Raw genomic sequence first — 18,741 nt, 5'->3', positions numbered from 1 at the left:
GGCTTCTCTATATGCTTCAAATATTAGACCTGGTCTGGGTAATGGTGTTTCAAGTATTGCCAAAATCGAGAAAAACAGAACCACGACAGTTACTAGCATTACTCCTATTGTAGCAATCATTTTCATGCAAGTTTTTCTGTTGTATAAGTGGCAATATGTTTACCTAAAGCCTTGATTCTACAAAAATATAACCCAAGTGACGGATTTTGTACGAAACGGCAAAACGACGCCATATACTAGTTTTGTTCACAAGCATACGAGCGTTTGCTTGTGAACAAAACATAATAACACTATAGAGGCCGTTCCTGGTTTGTAATTTCATTTATATAGATTCTCAAATAACGCTGATTTTACTATCTGTAACTATCTAACCCGTACGTACGTATTTAATCGTGTGTTGAACTCACAGCTTGAGTCGCTGGCAAGCGTTGGCAATTATTTGTTCGACCCCGACTAAGCAGATAAAACTAGTAATATGATAGTGTTATTATTTGTTGCTCGTATTCTCGTTGTTGTAGGCATGTACTACGCGCTGCGGAAAGGACGGAAGGATTGGTCTCTGTTACTGGGTGCTACCTTGTTTTTACTGACATTTATTGGTTACAGTCTGGATGGGAGTTGGTTTTGGGCATCCCTTCAAATTGCCGTCATGTTCACCTTTCTTTACAGATGGTTACTATACAGAAAATCAAGCTAAGCCAATACTCACTTTTAGGGGCTTAATGAATCTTGACCAATAAACAGTTAGATACACTGAACAAAAATGTTGCCTATTAAACGGTCTTACAAAAAGGCTTGTTTGAGTTTGCAAGGTACTCCCCTTTGCGGTCCTCTTGGGTTGTTTACCCTTTACGGCTCATACGAGCTTCCCACTTGTTGGGGAGGGGAATACTGCGGCAAAAAAATCGTTCTTATCCCCCACCATTCTAGCTCCTCAAACGCACAGATTTGGTCTATGTAAACGGGTAGAGGTACAAATGGGGCTCCAAACCAATAGGGTAGTCAGTGAGTTGGGCGCTACTAGCCAGCTAACCATTTTTTTAAGTGTCTGAATCGAGCCTTGGGGATAATAATTTCTTTAGCTTTTGCGCCATTGACTAGGAATAGACAATACTTCCCCTGTTGCCAATAGGCGTATTTCTGGATGCTTTTGCGGTGAAGAATCACCTGGCGATTCGCCCGGAAAAATTGGGTCGCATCGAGTTGAGCCGCTAATTCAGCCATGGTTAAGTCGATCTGAAAGGTCCCCAGCGGGTGACATACGTAATAGGCGCTGGTGTGCACATAAAAGTAAAGACAATCGGCTACGCGTAGGATCATACGCCCGCCCTCGGCGTGCCCCTGGATTGTCTGTAGCCAAACGGGTGAGGCTTGAGGGGTGGGCCTTAGTTGATGCCGTTTGAGACGACTCTCGATGGCCGCCAGCAGATCCTTGGTACTAAAGGGTTTGGTCAGGTAATCATCGGCCCCCAACTCCATCCCCTGCCGAAAATCCACCATGTCCGATTTGGCCGTTAAGAAGATAAAGGGAACACTGCTTAACGATTCCTGCGTACGAATATGGGCTAATACCTGATACCCACTCAACTGGGGCATCATTATATCACAAAGGATTAAATCCGGCGGTTGTTGGCTGGCTAACTGGATACCCGCCAGGCCGTCGGCCCCCGCCGTAACCTGATAGCCCTTCAGCTGTAGAATTTCCAGCAGGTTTTTTCGAATTTGCTCTTCATCTTCAATCAGTAGGATGTGAGTCGGCATAGCTAAGCAGTTTATGCATAGTGGATTCAAAAACGTATAGTCGACTACCCGTAGCTAAACGTCTTCCGGTAGGTGTGGTAACCAAATGGTAAAGGTGCTTCCTTTTTTATGTTTACTCTGGACCGTAAGCCGCCCCTTATGGAGCTCCACGTACTGGCGGGCAATGACCAGCCCTAACCCCGTGCCCGGGATTCCGATCGTGTTACTGGCCCGAAAAAATGCCTGAAATAAATTAGCCCTATCCCCAGCCGGTATGCCAATACCCGAATCGGCCACCTCCAGGCGCAATTCGTTGGCCCCAAAGTGAATGGTCAACTTAGGGTCCTGAGCCGAGAATTTAAAGGCATTGGACAGGAGGTTACTCAGCACATGACTCATCAGTTTCTCGTCCAGATAGGCCTGGTAGGGTTTTCCCACCAGCTCAAGCTGCACCCGCCGGTGGTCACTGCGGCCACTGTAATGAGTAGCCATCAGTTGGGTACACAGCGCCACCGGATCCAGCCAGCGAGGACTGACGCTGACCCGACCCGCTTCAATTTTGCCGATGGTCAGCATATCCGAAAGCAGTTCAGTCACATGCTCGATCTCCTTGTAAATCACGCCGATATGTTGCCGGATCGAGGCCTGACCGGTGGGTACATCCAGGTACAGTTCGATCAGTTCCGTACTGGTTTGAATGGTGGTCAGGGGGGTGCGGAACTCGTGGGAGGCCGTGGAGACAAACTGGGATTTGAGCTGGTTGAGCTCCTGTTCCCGCTGGAGCGACTGCTCCAAGACCCGTTCTTTTTCTTTCTGACTGGTAATGTCATTGACAATGCCCAGGTGCCGGGCCACCCGCCCCGCCCCGTCGCGGACGAAAAAGGTACGCACCGACAGCCACCGCCTGGAGCCGTCGGCTTGCTCGATCCGGAAGTCCAGCTGGCCTTCCTGGCCCGCCCTATAGTCCCTAAACAGCGTCTGCATCGCCGGTTGATCAGCCGCTACGATGCACTCCATAAAGCTGGTGGTATCCGCGTAGACACTCTGAAGCGAGCGGTTCCAGATCCGCTCATAGGCCGGGTTGACGTAGAGCAAACGAAACGGATCCGCCGAGTGGATCCAGAATACCTCGTCGACATTCTCGGCAATCTCCCGGAACCGCTGTTCGCTCTCTCGCAGGGCTTCTTCGGCCAGCTTCCGCTCGGTTACATCCCAGGCCACCCCGATGGCTTGAACCGGTTGCCCTTGCGGGCCCATTATCAGCAGACCATTGGTTTCAATATAGCGGATGGCCCCATCGGGACGTACAATCCGGGTCAGGTTCCAGATCTTTTCCCCCGATTGACCCAGGTGAGACTGCGCCAAAAAAGGGGCCAGATCATCGGGATAGATCAGGTTTAGATACGACTTAAAGCTCCAATCCGGTCGGCCCGGCTCCAGGCCATGCAAGGCCCACATCCGATCGTCCCAAATCAAGCTATCCGTTTCCAGGTTACTTTCCCAGATGCCCTGGCCAGCGGCCTGGGTCGCCAGCTGGAGCCGCTGATTGAGGAGCTGTAGCTGGGTTTCCGACTCCTGGCGTTCGGTGATGTCATGAGCCGATCCGTACACCACCTCATCAATCGCAATGGCATTCCACTCAATGATTCGGTAGGTACCGTCCTTGCAACGCATCCGATTAATCTGGTTGCGAACGGGTTGCTGGAGGATCGATTGCAGTCGATGCTGGTACACCCATTTTTGTTCGTCGGGATGAATCAGGTGTAAAAAAGGAATCGCCTTGAGCTCAGCCGCCGAGTAGCCCAGGGTGGCCTGAAAGGCCTTGTTGACCGTCGAGATGACGCCCCCACTGTCGGAAATGCAGTGCATGTCCAGGGCATTCTCAAAGAAGGTACTCAGTTCCCGGTCCTTCTGGAGAAGCCGGGCCTGGGCCGTCTTTAAGGCCGAGATATTGGAGGCAATTCCCAGGTAACCGATGGTGGTTCCCTGTTCATCCTGCAAAGCAATCGCGGCTAACAGAATGGGAACGGTAGACCCCATTTTGGTGATCGCCCCCCCTTCCAGGTAGCGATAGGTCTCCCCATTGAGGGTCTGCTGCAAGATAGCCGCTGGATTTCCAGTGGCTGGTCGGCTGGATTGAAAGGAAATGACGGGAAACGGACTGTCGTCAGTGCCCGGCTGCACCTGAACGAACTGCCCGAGTAGTTCGTGGGGGGAGTAGCCCAGTAATTTTTCACAAGCCTGATTGGCCGTTTGGATGACCGCATCGATGCTGGTGGAGATAATGGCTTGCCCCCCGTGTTTGAGGATGGCATTTTGCAGCACCGTCAGATTATGAATCTGTTTGGAACGCGCCACGACTCGTTGCTCTAACTGAACATTTTTATGGTCCAGCCGGGCCTGAGTTAGTTTGAGCTCCGTTATATCCGTGACCGTGACCAGCACGTTCTGGCCCACCCGGACTAAGGAAAAGCGCCCCCACATCGACATGCCCGCCAACTCGGCCTGTTGCTGGTAGTGTTGGGGTATCCCACGTTGAGCAACCTGTACCAGCCGTTCAAACAGGCCGATTTGTAGCGTGCCGGGAAACAAGGTGGTAAGCGGTTTGCCCACTATGTCCGCCAGGCGGTGCCCCATTAGGGCGGCATGAGCCGGGTTGCTCATCGCACAGACGAAATCAACGATTCGTTCCCCTTCTTTAAGGGGTTGGAAAAGGGCTAGTCCCACCGGCGTATGGGATAGAATGGCTTCCAGTACTTGAGGGGTTGCCTTCGGTGGCGGGGGGAGGCTTGCGGCTGAGTTTAACCGGAGCGAAAGGCTAGGGGTCAATTCCATGCCCAGCTGCTGGATACGTTTCCGATGGCGACTGGTAAAAAAATGGGCCTGCTCATGGGCTACTACCAAGGCACCCAGTAACTGCTCGCCCTTTCGCAGGGGCAGCATCATAAAGCACCGATAGCCGCCTTCAAACAAACCCAGCAGGGACGCTATGCCCGGGGTGTGAGCTTCGAGTTGCTGACAATGAATCACCTGTTGCTCCCGGAGCATCTGGGTGCCAGCCAGGGGAATGGGGGTTGGCCGTTTGTCCCCGTCCTTTTGGTTTAGCGGTTGAAGCGTCTGCTCTGGTGGCTCATAGGCATAAATAATGGCTTGCTGGCCGGGAAGGCGTTGGTATAGCGATTGCAAAAAGGAGGGACTCCATGGGGGGCGCTCATCCCCCGGGAGGTGGGTACTCCTTGATTCCCAACGGGGATCGGGGGCCGGGTCAGGGGGTAAAAACTCGACTAAATACCCCCCGTTCATGGGGGTAACCGTTGCTTGTCCCAACGTGGCGGGTGTCGGCTGGTAGGTAAGACGACAAGGGATGCCCTTTTCCAACGACAGCCAGAAGGCGTTCAGAGACGGCCTGACCTGGGGATCCATCCAGTCAGACAGATAAACCCTTTGCAGTTGAGGCCTATCTGGCTGAGCAGCAAGTGTCTCTCTGGGGTATAACTGTAAGTCCACTAACTGGCCTTGTTCATTAAGCCGGGGGGTAAAAAATAGCAGGGTACGTGGGCTGGGGGTAAGTTCAGCAAACCCCGTTATGGGGTAGGGTTGGATTATTGGCATTCCCATACACGTAAACCGGTGCTAAGTGGCTACTAGTTAGCTTTTTGTCGTTGCTTTACCTAACCCCAGCCCCTTACCCATTCAAAGGGGTTAAGAGGGCAAGCTTTTTTATGGGTTCCTGTTCCAATTAGGTCTGGAAACCATGGGTCCAATTGGAACAGAAAAACACATTGACTAGGGGGAGCTAGTTCAGATAAAGCCAGGTTAACCCGATGGAATCAAATGTAAGTTGTTTTTTACTAAACTGGTTATTAATAGACTCCAGTTAAACGAATTGTCTAAACTAGGTACCTGAAAGGGTAGTGAGCGACTTAAGCCCAGTTAATAGATCTGCCTGGGCCATAGCCCTGGTGTACTGATGGAGGCCTACTACACGAAGATGGTTCCATTCTTCACTACTGAATGGAACCGGGTAAAGAACTAAACGGAATGTCTAAACGGTGAGCAGCCCTCGGCCTGACAACGCGTAATCTCAGAAAATGCTCATTTCAAGAGATAATCGATTAAGGCCTACCCACAATACTAAAATGAAAGATTAACTTCTCCCTTTGCCAAACGGCAATATTCGATGTAGCTACATGATTTAATCCCGCTTGTGTGACAATAGTTATCCCTCTAAAAAAGGGTATTTTTCCCTCAAGGAAATGACTTCTCCTTGTCAATATTTGTCGTCAGTCAGAGCATGAAGGATAGAGACGGATTTAGGTCAATGGAAATTGATGTCGTAGCCAACTGTACGATTGACTTTTTTGCGCGCAGTATGCGACGACTTACCCGTAACCGGATTAATGTGCTCGCAAAGGGCATGAAAAGCATTTTTTGTCGCTAATCCGGCTACACCAAGACGAGTTGTAATCTTGCCCTCAAAGCGTCCTTGGTACTCCTGATCGTCTACGTAATAATCAGACTGATGCAAAGAGTCATTGAAATACTCTTTGGCTTTCCCAGTAGAAGTGCTTTGAATCATGCGTATCATGTAGAAATCTTACATGACGAATGATTCTACGAGTGGCAGAATGTGAGTTATTATAGCTGATAGCAAACAGATAAAGAGACTACTAACTTTTCAGAGAAGTGGAACGTGGTCAAAAGTCAAGATGGGAAGTGAACCGACTGTCCACACGCAAAAAGTCTGGTGCGATAATCGATTGGGTAAGAGGAGTTAATTCTTGGCAAGCGACTAATAGGCAGCTCGACAGAGGCAGGAAATGTACTAATAAGCCTGATAAGTGATACGTTTAAGGGTCTCCTCGTCGATAAAACATCTGTATGGTATATGAGATTGTATAGAGTGACCCATCTGAAAATCGCCCCGTCACTGTTTGGGGAAACCGGTCGGTTACCAACTGATTTGTAGCGGCTCGATAGGTTAGCTTGTGAGGAAAACTATTAACGACATTCAGACTCACTACTGAATCGGCTAAGACCCATGTACCTGTATCAGTTTGTCCCCTTGCTTGTCCTGTTGTAAGGTCTAGAACGGGGTAAAGTTCTGAAAAGCGTTGATCCTGAGTAAATGTAAGCGAGTTAACATTAAAAAGGGTAGCAAGGGTCGCGTTGCTAAATACAGTATCTGTAGAGGTGGTTTTATATTCAGACCCTGTTTTGGTGACAAACCAACTGGGTAAATGATAAATATCATGCCTGGCTATTATCCAGTTCCCCACCGCAGGATTGGTTGGAGTTAGGGGCGTTATCTCCTGGCAGCAAATCAATATACCACCAAATCCTATAAGCAAGAGGGAGAGTAATACTTGTTTCATAAAGAAACTAAGTTAGCTGAGGATGGATAGACCTAGTTAAGGGCTTTCAATAACCTTAGGGTATATTTTAGAAACCTATTGGTAATTTACTATCAAACCGTTGAATTCAATAAAGGATTCGAGGATTATAGTTTTTAATAGATATTTAATGTGACTTTTCCAGCAAATATAAACATGAATTGTATTATGACTTTAATCTATTGCATCCATTTTCAACCATTAAAGCCATGAAAAAATTGATACTTTGTAGTGTTTTGCTACTACCACTTGCCTTAAATGCTGCATTTGCCCAGTCCAATTATCAACTGATTATTGATGGTGTTGCTAAACATGACAACGATACGTTGTATTTTCGGTGCAACAATTTAGGGGGCTCTATAAGTGCTTCTTACGAATATAATAGCGTGCTAGGTAACCCGGCCACCGTTCAATACACGGCCATTCAAAGCTCCCCATCGGATTGGACCTTCTCTAATCCGTTTAATATTTACGACTTGCAGTACAGTAGAAGCACTCCACAGGATGGATGGTTTATCATTCAAATTGCCAGTGCTTCCCCGGCTACGTTTTCAAAGACTATGCACGTTTATTTTCGCGTCAGTCCCCTAATTTCATTTTCTTCGCTGCCGACACTGGGGAATAATCAATCGGGAACAGTTCAAGTATATATGAATCCGTCCTACAACCCTTATAGTCCTTGGACGTCGGTAAACTATTCAACCTCCTATGGTTTACGCATTAATAGCAGTACCTCCTATAGCAGCAATTATAACTCAACCGATTATGATAGCCAAACCCTTAGTACAACGGGGCATGGGGGTGTCCTGACTGTAACGGCTTCGAATGCCTGCGCAACTTCACCATCCATTACGTATACCACCGGTACCCCTTATATTGTATCTACGACTGTAAACGGTTCACCAGGCTCGTCAGCCACCGTGTCCTGGGTCGCAACGTTAGCGCTCTTAACCAACGGTACGGCGACAGGAGCTAACTGGAGTATTACCAATGGATCGGGAAGCATCAGCACAAGTGGAACAAGCTGTAATGCCTATCCATCTAATTTCTTACGGGTCGTAGGAGCCCCAACGAACTCATCAGGTACAGGGGATGACGCAACTTTTTACATTTGGAAAGAAGGGTATTCGGGTTTTCGGGCGGCTTATCCAAACCCAACCAAAAGCACATTGACCGTTGACTTTGACGATGCTTTAATGGCCCAGGAGCTAGTAAAGGAAGTTGCGTTATACAATCAAAAAGGAAAAGTGGTTAAACAGTTTGAGGCTTCTAGGGCTGCTACTTATTTTAAAGAAACACAAAGTGTCACCTTTGATGTGCGGGATTTATCCACTGATACCTATTATTTACACGTGCGGATGGGAGACAGGCTGTTCGAACGGCAGATTATCATTGAATAGCAGCACGTTGCTATATTATTAAGCCACGCCTAAAACCGTGGCTTTTCTTTTGGCTAATGACCAACCGGTGAAGATTGATGAACACTTTGCTGCCTATCAGATGAGTGAAGGGCATGGCGTATGCTACGGATAATAGTTGACAGTTATTAATAAAACCCGTTGTCCCAATAAACCCTGATTTTTCTAGCTGTCCAACCCAATCCGTACCATACGATTGTCGATCAACGACTTTATTTTTCGTAAACGGTGAATACTGATGGAAACGAGCGTTTATTGGACGATCATGTTAATCCCATGCTATTCCTAGCATAAGGAGAGAAGGTAGTGACAGTTGTATGTGAGTTGAACAAACCACCATTCTAACTCACTTACAAACCATGACCTTCCTGCTAGTGGCCTAACCCTTTTCAGGAAATGAATTCTTTCGTAACGCCAGAAACCTAAGTTCTGCGCTGGGTCTGAACAGCTTGGACCCATTCCGTTTGCTGACAGCGCGGACACGTATGATGACTAGCTGTTATCTGCTCGATCTGGCCGCAAGTTGTACAGGCATATTGTCCCCCTTGACTTAATGAGCTGCTTTTTTTGTGGTACAGTTTGGGCAGCACTGGTAAACCCGGCTGGACGTCTTCGTCGGCGTAGTAAAAAAAACTAAGATTCCCGTTCGTTTCTAGAATAGCGGTTTGTACCTGCCCCAGGTGCTCAATGTTCTGTTGTCGCATCTCAGCAAAAAACTCGTCCTTGGCAAATGTATTCTCCCCCGAATCCAAGACAAAGACACCCTCCTCGATCACATAGACCGGATCGCCTTCCAACAAGGTTTCAAACTGTTCGTTTCGGGAGGCCATCCAGGTGATGCACCGATAAAATAGTAGAATAGTGGCAAAGACTATCAGGGCGGGTACAATGGCATTATCTGGATTGGCCATCGGATCGCCTGCAGCCGAACCCAGCCCAATGATAATAGCGACCTCAAAGATTGACAACTGGCTAACCCCTTTTTTGCCTGAGAGCCGTAAGAAAATTAGAATGACTGAAAACATGAATAAGGTTCGCAGAACAATTTGTAGAGCTAAACTCCAGTCTAAATCAGCCAAGAACACGGTTTTGAGATCAATCATCATAAGGGCGATAAAGTGCATAAGGTAGAGTATCAATGACGAGAAGAACGCTAGCGGTGTCCGCTACTCTATAAGCCAGTTAACCCCGTATGCAACTAGCTTAGTTTGAGAGAAAGTAAAAAAATAATCGTCTTCTAAAACGCTCCCAAATGAGACGAAGGAGCATTCATTTAACTGCTTCATAATTGGGGCGTTTAATGCGACACAGCCTACCTTTCGTACTATTCTAAAAAATACGAAAATAAATCCATTACAAAACGCCTAAAGGGTAAGCTTCAAGGGGGTTTAAAAGGTCAATCAAGTACCAATTTTCGCACTTTAAGAAGAAAAGTACAAAAGGGCAAAATAACGGCATTTCCCAATATGAACAAATACTCATACCATTTAATTAATATATTACCAATTTGACACTTTCTGTTTTTTCATATGCTAGCCATATGGTACTTTCTAGTTTGAAAGTACTTCCTGTATATAGTTGAGCTACTTATACTTACTCCGTAACTCCCTCCACTTAATGACTACTCCCCTTTTGGTCTTTGGCGGTATCGCCTACACATACCTGTTAATTTATTTTCTTCAAACGATTCGGCAACGCCACCTAAACAGAATTATACCAGTTTAGGTCAGCCCACTTAGTGATTGATCGGCTCTATCAGCCAATAGTGATTTTACTTACCCAATTATTTTTACAAAATAGTGTATAGATAGATTTATATGAACAATGAAATGAGAATACTGCTCATGGAATGGATTCTGGCCATTCAAAAGTATGATGCTAACTATAAAAATATATCCAGTCTAATTGAAGCCAATCAAATAATTTCACAGCTGTCCACTCAACTTATGGATGATCTTAAGCCGACAAATGATGAACTACATTGCTTGTTGGAAACCATGCATCAGACGCTCCTAACCCTGGAGAATGAAGTAAATCCTCCAGATTCAGACCTATATAACAAGTATTTAAGGCTAAAAAACCATGTCAACATTATTAACAATCTCAATGAGCGTATTGCTAGTGTATTAAATCAGAGCGTATCAAGTTGAACGTATAGTCGTCCATTACTATCTGACCACACGCTAACCTATTGGCGATCAGCCGCTATCCAAACCATAATCCCTTGACAAATTTTAATCAGTTACTCGAACAGTATGTGTTTGCCATGGCAACTCAGGTTATCGATCAGCTCGAAACGTCTGAGCAAGATCAACTCATCAAGTTGTTTGCCAGTATTAATGCAAACCCTTTGCCAACGAATGAGCAACTACCCGTGGAAACCGCTTTGTCTCCAGTTGAAGACCCAGACTGCCCATTAATAGGGACTGACCTGGCTTTTAAAAAAACAAATCGAAAAGCTCTTCGGCTGAGTCAGGATCGAAGAGTCGCCAGGAACAATACTCAAACGGCCTATAAAAAACGGTTGATCGCTCTTCAACAGGGCCAAATCGATTCGGCACTGGCAAATATTGATCGAATGAAGCAATTAATCCAGCGAGCTGAACTGCATATCGTCTGTGGATACAGGCGAACAACTCTCCTTCGGAAGTATCAATCGATCATTGATGGTTATGTCCTGTTTATAGCCAAGTTACAGATGCTTCAACAAAAAGAAATAAATAGACTGTTATAGGGGTATCTCATCGAGGGTTTTACGAAAACAGCATCGAGCCAACCTGACAGTTCTATAAGTTCCGAAGCTTCGATAAGAAGCAAAAAGCGCTTGGTTTCGTACTGTGGGAGGTAAATCACGAAAGGGTATAAAGCTTTTACAAACGTACTACCAACATCATACGTTTGTAAAAGCACTGGCACACAAGTCTCACGAAATGCTCTATACGTGCGATAGCTGTTTGCACTTTAGGTAAACGACGAGTTATCTCCCTTTCCGCAGAACTACCCTACTTAGTAAGCCCAATAGTAATGAAGATTTTGTAAAAGGGAAAGCCCCCACCGTCACCGGCAGGGGCTTTCCCTTTTACAAAATCAAATCAATCAGGATAATTAAAAAAATCCCGGTTCTACTTCACTTCTTCATACGGCACATCCGAGACATTATCGCCGGCGGGTTGGCCTTGTCCGGCACCATCGCCGTTTCCGCCGAAACCGGCGCCATCGGTTGGGTTAGCACCTGCCCCATTGGTGGCGTTATACATTTCCTGCGAAGCCGTTGCCCAGGCAGCATTCAGGCCTTCGAGTGCGGTGTCGATGGCGGCTGCATCACGAGAAGCATGAGCACTGCGGAGTGTCGTCAGAGCCGCTTCAATGGCCGACTTGTTGCCTTCCGACAGTTTGTCGCCATATTCTTTCAGTTGCTTCTCGGTCTGGAAGATCATCGAGTCAGCCGCATTGACTTTCTCAATTTTCTCGCGTTCCGCTTTATCGGCAGCTTCGTTGGCTTTGGCTTCTTCACGCATCCGGTTAATCTCCGCTTCGGTCAGACCGCTTGAGGCTTCAATCCGGATCTTCTGTTCTTTACCCGTGCCTTTATCTTTGGCCGTTACGTGCAGAATACCGTTGGCATCTACGTCGAATGTCACTTCAATTTGAGGAACACCACGGGGCGCAGGTGGAATATCGGACAGGATGAACCGGCCTAATTGACGGTTTTGAGCTGCCATTGGGCGCTCACCCTGCAGGATATTGATTTCAACGCTCGGCTGGTTGTCCGATGCCGTCGAGTAGGTTTCCACTTTCTTGCTCGGGATCGTCGTGTTGGCATCTACCATTTTGGTAAATACGCCACCCATCGTTTCAATACCCAGCGAGAGTGGGATAACGTCGAGCAACAGAACGTCTTTTACTTCACCCGTTAATACACCACCCTGAATAGCAGCACCAATGGCTACGGCTTCATCGGGGTTAACGGCTTTCGAAGGCTTCCGACCGAATAGTTTTTCAACCTCTTCCTGCACTTTCGGAATCCGGGTAGAACCACCCACCAGAATGACTTCGTCAATCTGGCTAGCCGACAAACCTGAGTTTTTCAGGGCACGACGGCAAGGTTCCAAACTCCGCTGAATCAGCGAATCAGATAGTTGTTCGAATTTCGCCCGGCTCAGTGTCCGCACCAGGTGTTTTGGAATCCCATTTACCGGCATGATATACGGCAGGTTGATTTCCGTCGAGTTCGAGCTGGACAGTTCAACTTTTGCTTTTTCGGCCGCTTCTTTCAGGCGTTGCAGGGCCATTGGGTCCTGACGCAGGTCAATACCTTCGTCTTTCTTGAATTCGTCGGCAAGCCAGTTGATGATTACCTGATCGAAGTCGTCACCACCCAAATGAGTATCCCCATCGGTCGATTTTACTTCAAACACGCCATCACCAAGTTCCAGGATCGAAATATCGAACGTACCACCACCCAGGTCAAATACAGCGATTTTCTGATCGTGATTTGTTTTGTCCAGACCGTACGCCAGCGCGGCTGCGGTTGGCTCGTTGATAATCCGTTTTACATCGAGACCGGCAATAGCGCCCGCTTCTTTCGTGGCCTGACGCTCGGCATCATTGAAGTAAGCAGGTACCGTAATAACGGCTTCTGTTACGGTTTGGCCAAGATAATCTTCGGCCGTCTGCTTCATCTTTTGCAGAATCAGGGCCGAAAGTTCCTGTGGTGTATATTGACGATCGCCGATACGAACGCGGGGCGTTCCGTTCGGGCCGTTCTCAACGTCGTAAGCAACGTTTTTAATTTCGTTGGTAACCTCACCAAAGCGTTTACCCATGAAACGCTTAATGGAGGAAATCGTATGTTTCGGGTTGGTGATGGCCTGACGTTTGGCGGGAGCGCCTACTTTGCGTTCGCCGTTGCCGTTATCCATAAACGCAACAACCGATGGGGTTGTGCGGGCTCCTTCGGAGTTGGGGATCACAACCGGCTCGTTGCCTTCCATTACGGCCACGCACGAGTTCGTGGTGCCTAAGTCAATACCAATAATTTTTCCCATGACTGGTTTAGTTTCTTTTTAATATGCTGTGTGTATTCTGACAGACAGAACCTATCTATCAATACAAATGCCAGCGCGGAAAAATGTTTGAATTGCTGTCAGATTGGCAGAATTAGGTGAGCAATTGGGTCAGTATGTCGCGTTGGGTGTAGTCACACCCTTACGATGTGGCAGACTTCTCCATTACGTTGTTGCCCCGACGCAGACACCTACTTATCTATACAAAGCCTCGTATCGAAAATCCACTTTGATCGGATTTGCAATACGAGGCTTTTGTATCTAAAGGATTATAGACGCGCGTTCCTACAAGTTATTTCCCGAACAGACCACCCAGCATACCACCGAGTCCACCACCTGCTCCCCCCTGCGTAGCTACACGGAGCAGATCATTCATATCGAGTTTACCATCGGCCATGGCTGAGCCAGCCATACCCATCCAGTCAACACCCTGTTGGCCAGTAGCAGCTCCTAAGATACTATTGCCATCAACACTCGAATCATTCGGGTCAGCTGCTTTGTTCATCAGTTTGCTCAGTACAATGGGGACCAATGTACTTGCTACTGACATCGCTACCTGAGGTGAAATACCTAATTTCTGCATTAAGCTTTCCTCAACATGGCTCTGAACGCCTTGGGTAACCGGGCTTTGCTGAACATTACCACCTCCATTAACAACCATACCCAGCAAATTACCCAGGCCACCACCCTGCGCCTGTTGACCCAGACCGCTCATAATGCTGCTGGCCACCGTCTGCATAACACTATCGTTTTGACTATTTGGGATGGCTGGGTTGTTAATAACCGCCTGGCCTGCCTGTTGCTGAACCAGATTCATCAATGTTTCTAACATGACTCGTTTGTTTTAAACTGTTAAACGGAATAGGTTTAGTTGATACCCCGCATTAAAATTAGATAGATTCCAATGGATACGTCAACCTGAATCGGTTAATTTGTCCCGAATCTATTTTCACGCTTATGACGAACCAAGACCCGAAAAGTAGCGCTCCTGAATCAGAAAATATAGTGTTTACAGAACAAGCCAAACCATTACTTACGGATTTACTCTATCCCAGCGAATCCGACGAACCTATTGATATGGTAACCTGCTACTTGAAGCAGGATGAACCACTAACAGTAAGTCAGATTAAAGATTGGCAGATGTTACCCCCATCGGTGTATGTCGAAGAAATACCTGAGGCCGACTTTTGGGAACCCGTCATTACGGAACAGGATTGGTATGGCGACGACGAGAAAACACGCACAGCCAGCTTTCAGAAACTACACAAGCTAGTACAGGACACATTAACCGTTCGGCAGGTGTTTCGGGTGGGCGAGTCAGAAATGGATGTCTACCTACTTGGCCGTCAGAGCGACGGCGAACGGGCAGGCTTAAAAACGAAGATGGTGCAGACGTAGGCAGGAGAGTAACAGGAGCGAGGAGTGAGTACTAGGAGATAATTTGGCTGTAGCCGCTCCTAGTACTCACTCCTCGCTCCTATTACTTCTTTTTCTGTTTACTTTACCTGTGCCACAACAGCAGCAAAAGCTTCCGGATGGTTCATGGCCAGATCGGCCAATACTTTACGGTTGAGTTCGATACCTGATTTGTTCAGAGCACCCATCAGGGCCGAGTATGATAACCCGTTAATCCGGGCACCAGCGTTGATCCGCTGAATCCAGAGACCACGGAAATCGCGTTTTTTAGCGCGACGGTCACGGTACGAGTAGCCTAAACCTTTTTCGACAGCGTTTTTCGCAACTGTCCAAACATTTTTACGCCGACCAAAATAACCTTTGGCCAGCTTCATTACTTTTTTCCTACGCGCCCGTGAGGCAACGTGATTGACGGAACGTGGCATTGTATGTTAGTTGTTTTTTGACGACAGGCGGGAAGATGAATGTATAATGTATAATGAATAAAGTAAAATGGACGTAGCCAGCTTCATTATTCATTTTGCATTATTCATTATTCATTCCTCTTGTAAAGCCCGGCATCGGGTGAAACGTGAAACCAGGATGCGACCGCATCCTTTTTTGTCCTTTAAACGTTCAGCAGCGCTTTGATGCGACGTTCGTCAGGAGCAGCAACCGTCGTATCATGCACTAAATTGCGCTTCTGCTTGGTTGATTTTTTTGTCAGGATATGACTGTGGAAGGCATGCTTCCGCTTGATTTTTCCGGTGCCGGTCAGCTTGAAACGCTTCTTGGCCGCCGAATTGGTTTTTACTTTTGGCATTGCAGTAAACCGCTTTGTACGGAAATTTAAGTAAACAGGCCGCAAAGATACAAAAAAAATAGGAGAAAAGGGAGTAGCGGAACGAAATGGGGAAAGGATTTTAGAATTTCCTTCTTCCATTTCGTTCCGCTACTCCCTTTTCTCCTAAACTTTATTTTTTAGGAACTACCACTTTCGGTGATAGGAACATACTCATCCGTTTGCCTTCAAGTTTGGGTTCAGATTCAATCTTACCATAGTCTTCCAATCCTTTGGAAAAACGTTCCAGCAATTGAAATCCGCGGTCTTTAAAGACAATAGCCCGGCCTACAAACTGTACGTAGGCTTTTACTTTGGCACCTTCTTTCAGGAAGTTAATGGCGTGTTTAAGCTTGAACTCAAAGTCGTGATCATCGGTATTGGGGCCGAATCGAATCTCTTTGATAACGACTTTCGTCGCATTCGCCTTGATTTCTTTCTGCTTTTTCTTCTGCTCGTATTTGAACTTGGAGTAGTCCACGATACGGCAAACAGGCGGCACAGCATTGGGCGAGACCTCAACCAGGTCGAGGTTTTGCGCCTTGGCCATCGCCTGGGCTTTATTTATGTCGTAGATTCCCTGCTCTACATTTTCACCAACCACCCGAACTTCGCGGACGAGGATGCGTTCATTGACTTTGTAGGGTTCTTCAACCACGCGACGGGGTGGTCTGCGCTGGGGTAATGCCATAGATTGTGTTTAGGGTAACAAATTTGTTTGAAAATGACTTTTATAGCGTTTGGTCAAAAGTCGCTTGGATAACGTAATGGGTTCTAAAAAGTTCGGGAAACTATCGAAAATACAAATGGTAAACAAGTTTGACGTTTGTAGTTTGACGTTCGGAGTTGGTAAAGGATTAAATTCCTGACGCGTTAACCAACCTCGACCATCAAACTACAAACGTCAAACTCACATCTTCACTTCCGCCTGAAACGTTTTTACGAATTCGTCTACGCTCATACTACCCAGGTCGCCCTGGCCTTTCCGGCGGACAGACACTTTGCCATCAGCCGCTTCTTTCTCGCCAACAATGAGCATATAAGGTACTTTATTCACTTCGGCATCCCGAATTTTACGGCCAATCTTCTCGTCACGCAAGTCGACAAAACCGCGAATATCCTGCTCCTGCAAGCTGAAATACAGATCGTTGGCGTAGTCTTCGTACTTTTCAGAAATCGGCAAAATCGCGATTTGATCGGGCGAAAGCCAGAGTGGGAAATTACCACCTGAGTTCTCAATCAGGATCGCAATAAATCGTTCCATCGAGCCAAACGGTGCCCGGTGAATCATAACCGGACGGTGTTTCTGGTTGTCTGCACCAATATATTCCAGTTCAAAGCGATTTGGCAGGTTATAATCGACCTGAATTGTTCCCAGTTGCCATTTCCGGCCCAATGCATCGCGTACCATGAAATCAAGCTTGGGGCCGTAAAAGGCCGCTTCCCCTAATTCCGTGACGGTTGGCAGTCCTTTTTCAGCCGCAGCTTCAATAATGGCGGATTCAGCTTTTTCCCACAAATCGTCGGAACCGATGTACTTGGTATTGTTCTCCGGATCACGCAGGGATATCTGGGCACTATAATCAGAAAACCCGAGTGATTTGAAAACGTACAGTACCAGATCGATCACTTTCATGAACTCTTCTTTCACCTGATCGGGGCGGCAGAAGATATGGGCATCATCCTGGGTGAATCCCCGAACACGCGTGAGCCCGTGTAACTCGCCCGATTGCTCATAGCGATACACGGTACCAAATTCGGCCAGCCGCAAGGGCAGGTCGCGGTAGGAACGTGGTTTCGTTTTGTAAATCTCGCAGTGGTGCGGGCAGTTCATGGGTTTCAGCAGGAACTCTTCATTCGGATCAGGCGTCTTGATCGGCTGGAATGAATCTTCACCGTATTTCTCCCAGTGACCCGATGTAACGTACAATTGCTTGCTGCCAATATGGGGCGTTACAACTTGTAAATAACCCGCCCTCGACTGCGCTTTCCGAAGAAAATTTTCCAGTCGTTCGCGCAACATAGTACCTTTTGGTAACCACAAGGGTAACCCCGCTCCTACTTTCTCCGAGAACGCGAACAACTCCAGTTCTTTACCCAGTTTACGATGGTCGCGTTTTTTAGCTTCCTCGAGCAAATACAGGTAATCGTCGAGTTCTTTCTGTTTCGGGTAAGTAACGGCGTAAATACGCGTTAACTGCTTATTTTTTTCGTTGCCGCGCCAGTAGGCCCCAGCCACGTTCATCAATTTAACCGCTTTTATAAAACCCGTGTTAGGTATATGGGGTCCCCGGCACAGATCCGTAAAATCACCCTGCGTATAAAAGGTGATGCTACCATCCTCCAGCCCTTCGAGCAAATCGAGTTTATAGGGGTCACCTTTCTCCTCAAAGTAAGCAACAGCCTCAGCTTTGCTCATTGGTTTTCGGATGTACTGCTGTTTCTGACGAGCCAGTTCCAGCATTTTATCTTCTACCTTTTTAAAGTCTTCCTGCGAAAACGGCTGTCCACCCAGGTCAACGTCATAGTAAAATCCCGTTTCGATGGCGGGTCCAATACCGAACTTTGTACCTGGGTACAGGCTCTCCAGCGCTTCGGCCAGCAAGTGAGCCGATGAGTGCCAGAAGGTAGCTTTACCATCAGCATCATTCCACGTCAGGAGTTGGATCGTAGCATCCTCCTCAATAGGGCGCGTAGCATCCTGAACAACGCCGTTCACTTTGGCAGCCAGCACATTACGGGCCAGTCCTTCACTAATTTGAGTGGCAATATCCAGCCCGGTGCTCCCTTTGGGATACTGTCGAACGCTGCCATCTGGCAGCGTCACGCGGATTTGTTCGTCCTGCGCAATCATACTTTACACTAATTTATTTGTGGGCACCCGCAGC

General features: G+C 47.4%; 14 protein-coding genes. 3 read left to right on the top strand and 11 right to left on the bottom strand.

The window, feature by feature from the left end; all coding sequences use genetic code 11:
• Window positions 1-1,020 precede the first annotated feature (1,020 nt).
• The 4 genes from EXU85_RS16850 to EXU85_RS16835 form a co-directional block, all read right to left on the bottom strand.
• A complete protein-coding gene (locus EXU85_RS16850; RefSeq protein ID WP_142773201.1) occupies window positions 1,021-1,761 on the bottom strand; it encodes a response regulator in 741 nt (246 codons plus the stop codon).
• A 54-nt stretch (window positions 1,762-1,815) separates the two neighbouring features.
• Window positions 1,816-5,352, bottom strand: coding sequence for a PAS domain S-box protein (locus tag EXU85_RS16845; protein ID WP_168207811.1), 3,537 nt, complete (start codon window positions 5,350-5,352; stop codon window positions 1,816-1,818).
• Between the two features lie 706 nt (window positions 5,353-6,058).
• On the bottom strand, window positions 6,059-6,319 hold the full coding sequence (locus EXU85_RS16840; protein ID WP_210422472.1) for a relaxase domain-containing protein: 261 nt from the start codon (window positions 6,317-6,319) through the stop codon (window positions 6,059-6,061).
• Window positions 6,320-6,590: 271 nt separating this feature from the next.
• Window positions 6,591-7,115 (bottom strand): hypothetical protein, encoded by a 525-nt coding sequence (locus EXU85_RS16835; protein ID WP_142773198.1) that lies wholly within the window; start codon window positions 7,113-7,115, stop codon window positions 6,591-6,593.
• Between the two features lie 227 nt (window positions 7,116-7,342).
• Between EXU85_RS16835 and EXU85_RS16830 the strand changes: the two genes are divergently transcribed.
• Window positions 7,343-8,533 carry a T9SS type A sorting domain-containing protein gene (locus EXU85_RS16830; RefSeq protein WP_142773197.1) on the top strand — a complete coding sequence of 397 codons (1,191 nt, stop codon included), beginning with the start codon at window positions 7,343-7,345 and terminating at the stop codon, window positions 8,531-8,533.
• A 440-nt stretch (window positions 8,534-8,973) separates the two neighbouring features.
• On the opposite strand, the gene EXU85_RS16825 is transcribed toward EXU85_RS16830, so the two are convergent.
• Window positions 8,974-9,675, bottom strand: a complete 702-nt coding sequence (locus tag EXU85_RS16825) for a DUF421 domain-containing protein (protein ID WP_246859591.1) — start codon at window positions 9,673-9,675, stop codon at window positions 8,974-8,976.
• A gap of 1,100 nt (window positions 9,676-10,775) precedes the next feature.
• Between EXU85_RS16825 and EXU85_RS16815 the strand changes: the two genes are divergently transcribed.
• The gene (locus EXU85_RS16815) at window positions 10,776-11,285 is read left to right on the top strand and encodes a hypothetical protein (protein WP_142773195.1); all 510 of its coding nucleotides are present in this window, start codon (window positions 10,776-10,778) and stop codon (window positions 11,283-11,285) included.
• Between the two features lie 388 nt (window positions 11,286-11,673).
• Here EXU85_RS16815 and dnaK read toward each other — a convergent pair whose 3' ends face one another.
• A complete protein-coding gene (gene dnaK, locus EXU85_RS16810; protein ID WP_142773194.1) occupies window positions 11,674-13,599 on the bottom strand; it encodes a molecular chaperone DnaK in 1,926 nt (641 codons plus the stop codon).
• A gap of 310 nt (window positions 13,600-13,909) precedes the next feature.
• Window positions 13,910-14,449, bottom strand: coding sequence for a hypothetical protein (locus EXU85_RS16805; RefSeq protein WP_142773193.1), 540 nt, complete (start codon window positions 14,447-14,449; stop codon window positions 13,910-13,912).
• Window positions 14,450-14,574: 125 nt separating this feature from the next.
• Here EXU85_RS16805 and EXU85_RS16800 point away from each other — a divergent pair, with 125 nt between their 5' ends.
• The gene (locus EXU85_RS16800; protein WP_142773192.1) at window positions 14,575-15,015 is read left to right on the top strand and encodes a nuclease A inhibitor family protein; all 441 of its coding nucleotides are present in this window, start codon (window positions 14,575-14,577) and stop codon (window positions 15,013-15,015) included.
• 98 nt (window positions 15,016-15,113) lie between these two features.
• Here EXU85_RS16800 and rplT read toward each other — a convergent pair whose 3' ends face one another.
• From rplT to thrS, 4 genes are all read right to left on the bottom strand, one after another.
• Window positions 15,114-15,458, bottom strand: coding sequence for a 50S ribosomal protein L20 (gene rplT, locus EXU85_RS16795; RefSeq protein WP_142773191.1), 345 nt, complete (start codon window positions 15,456-15,458; stop codon window positions 15,114-15,116).
• A 182-nt stretch (window positions 15,459-15,640) separates the two neighbouring features.
• Complete coding sequence (gene rpmI / locus EXU85_RS16790) at window positions 15,641-15,835, bottom strand: 50S ribosomal protein L35 (RefSeq protein WP_142773190.1); 195 nt, start codon at window positions 15,833-15,835, stop codon at window positions 15,641-15,643.
• Window positions 15,836-15,986: 151 nt separating this feature from the next.
• Window positions 15,987-16,544 carry a translation initiation factor IF-3 gene (infC, locus tag EXU85_RS16785; protein ID WP_142773189.1) on the bottom strand — a complete coding sequence of 186 codons (558 nt, stop codon included), beginning with the start codon at window positions 16,542-16,544 and terminating at the stop codon, window positions 15,987-15,989.
• Window positions 16,545-16,763: 219 nt separating this feature from the next.
• A complete protein-coding gene (gene thrS, locus EXU85_RS16780; RefSeq protein ID WP_142773188.1) occupies window positions 16,764-18,707 on the bottom strand; it encodes a threonine--tRNA ligase in 1,944 nt (647 codons plus the stop codon).
• Window positions 18,708-18,741 lie beyond the last annotated feature (34 nt).

Origin of the sequence: Spirosoma sp. KCTC 42546, from assembly GCF_006965485.1 — a bacterium.
In the GTDB taxonomy this organism is placed as follows: Bacteria; Bacteroidota; Bacteroidia; order Cytophagales; family Spirosomataceae; genus Spirosoma.
The sequence above is the reverse complement of the archived record's forward strand: the minus strand, read 5'-3'. Positions and strand labels throughout refer to the sequence as shown.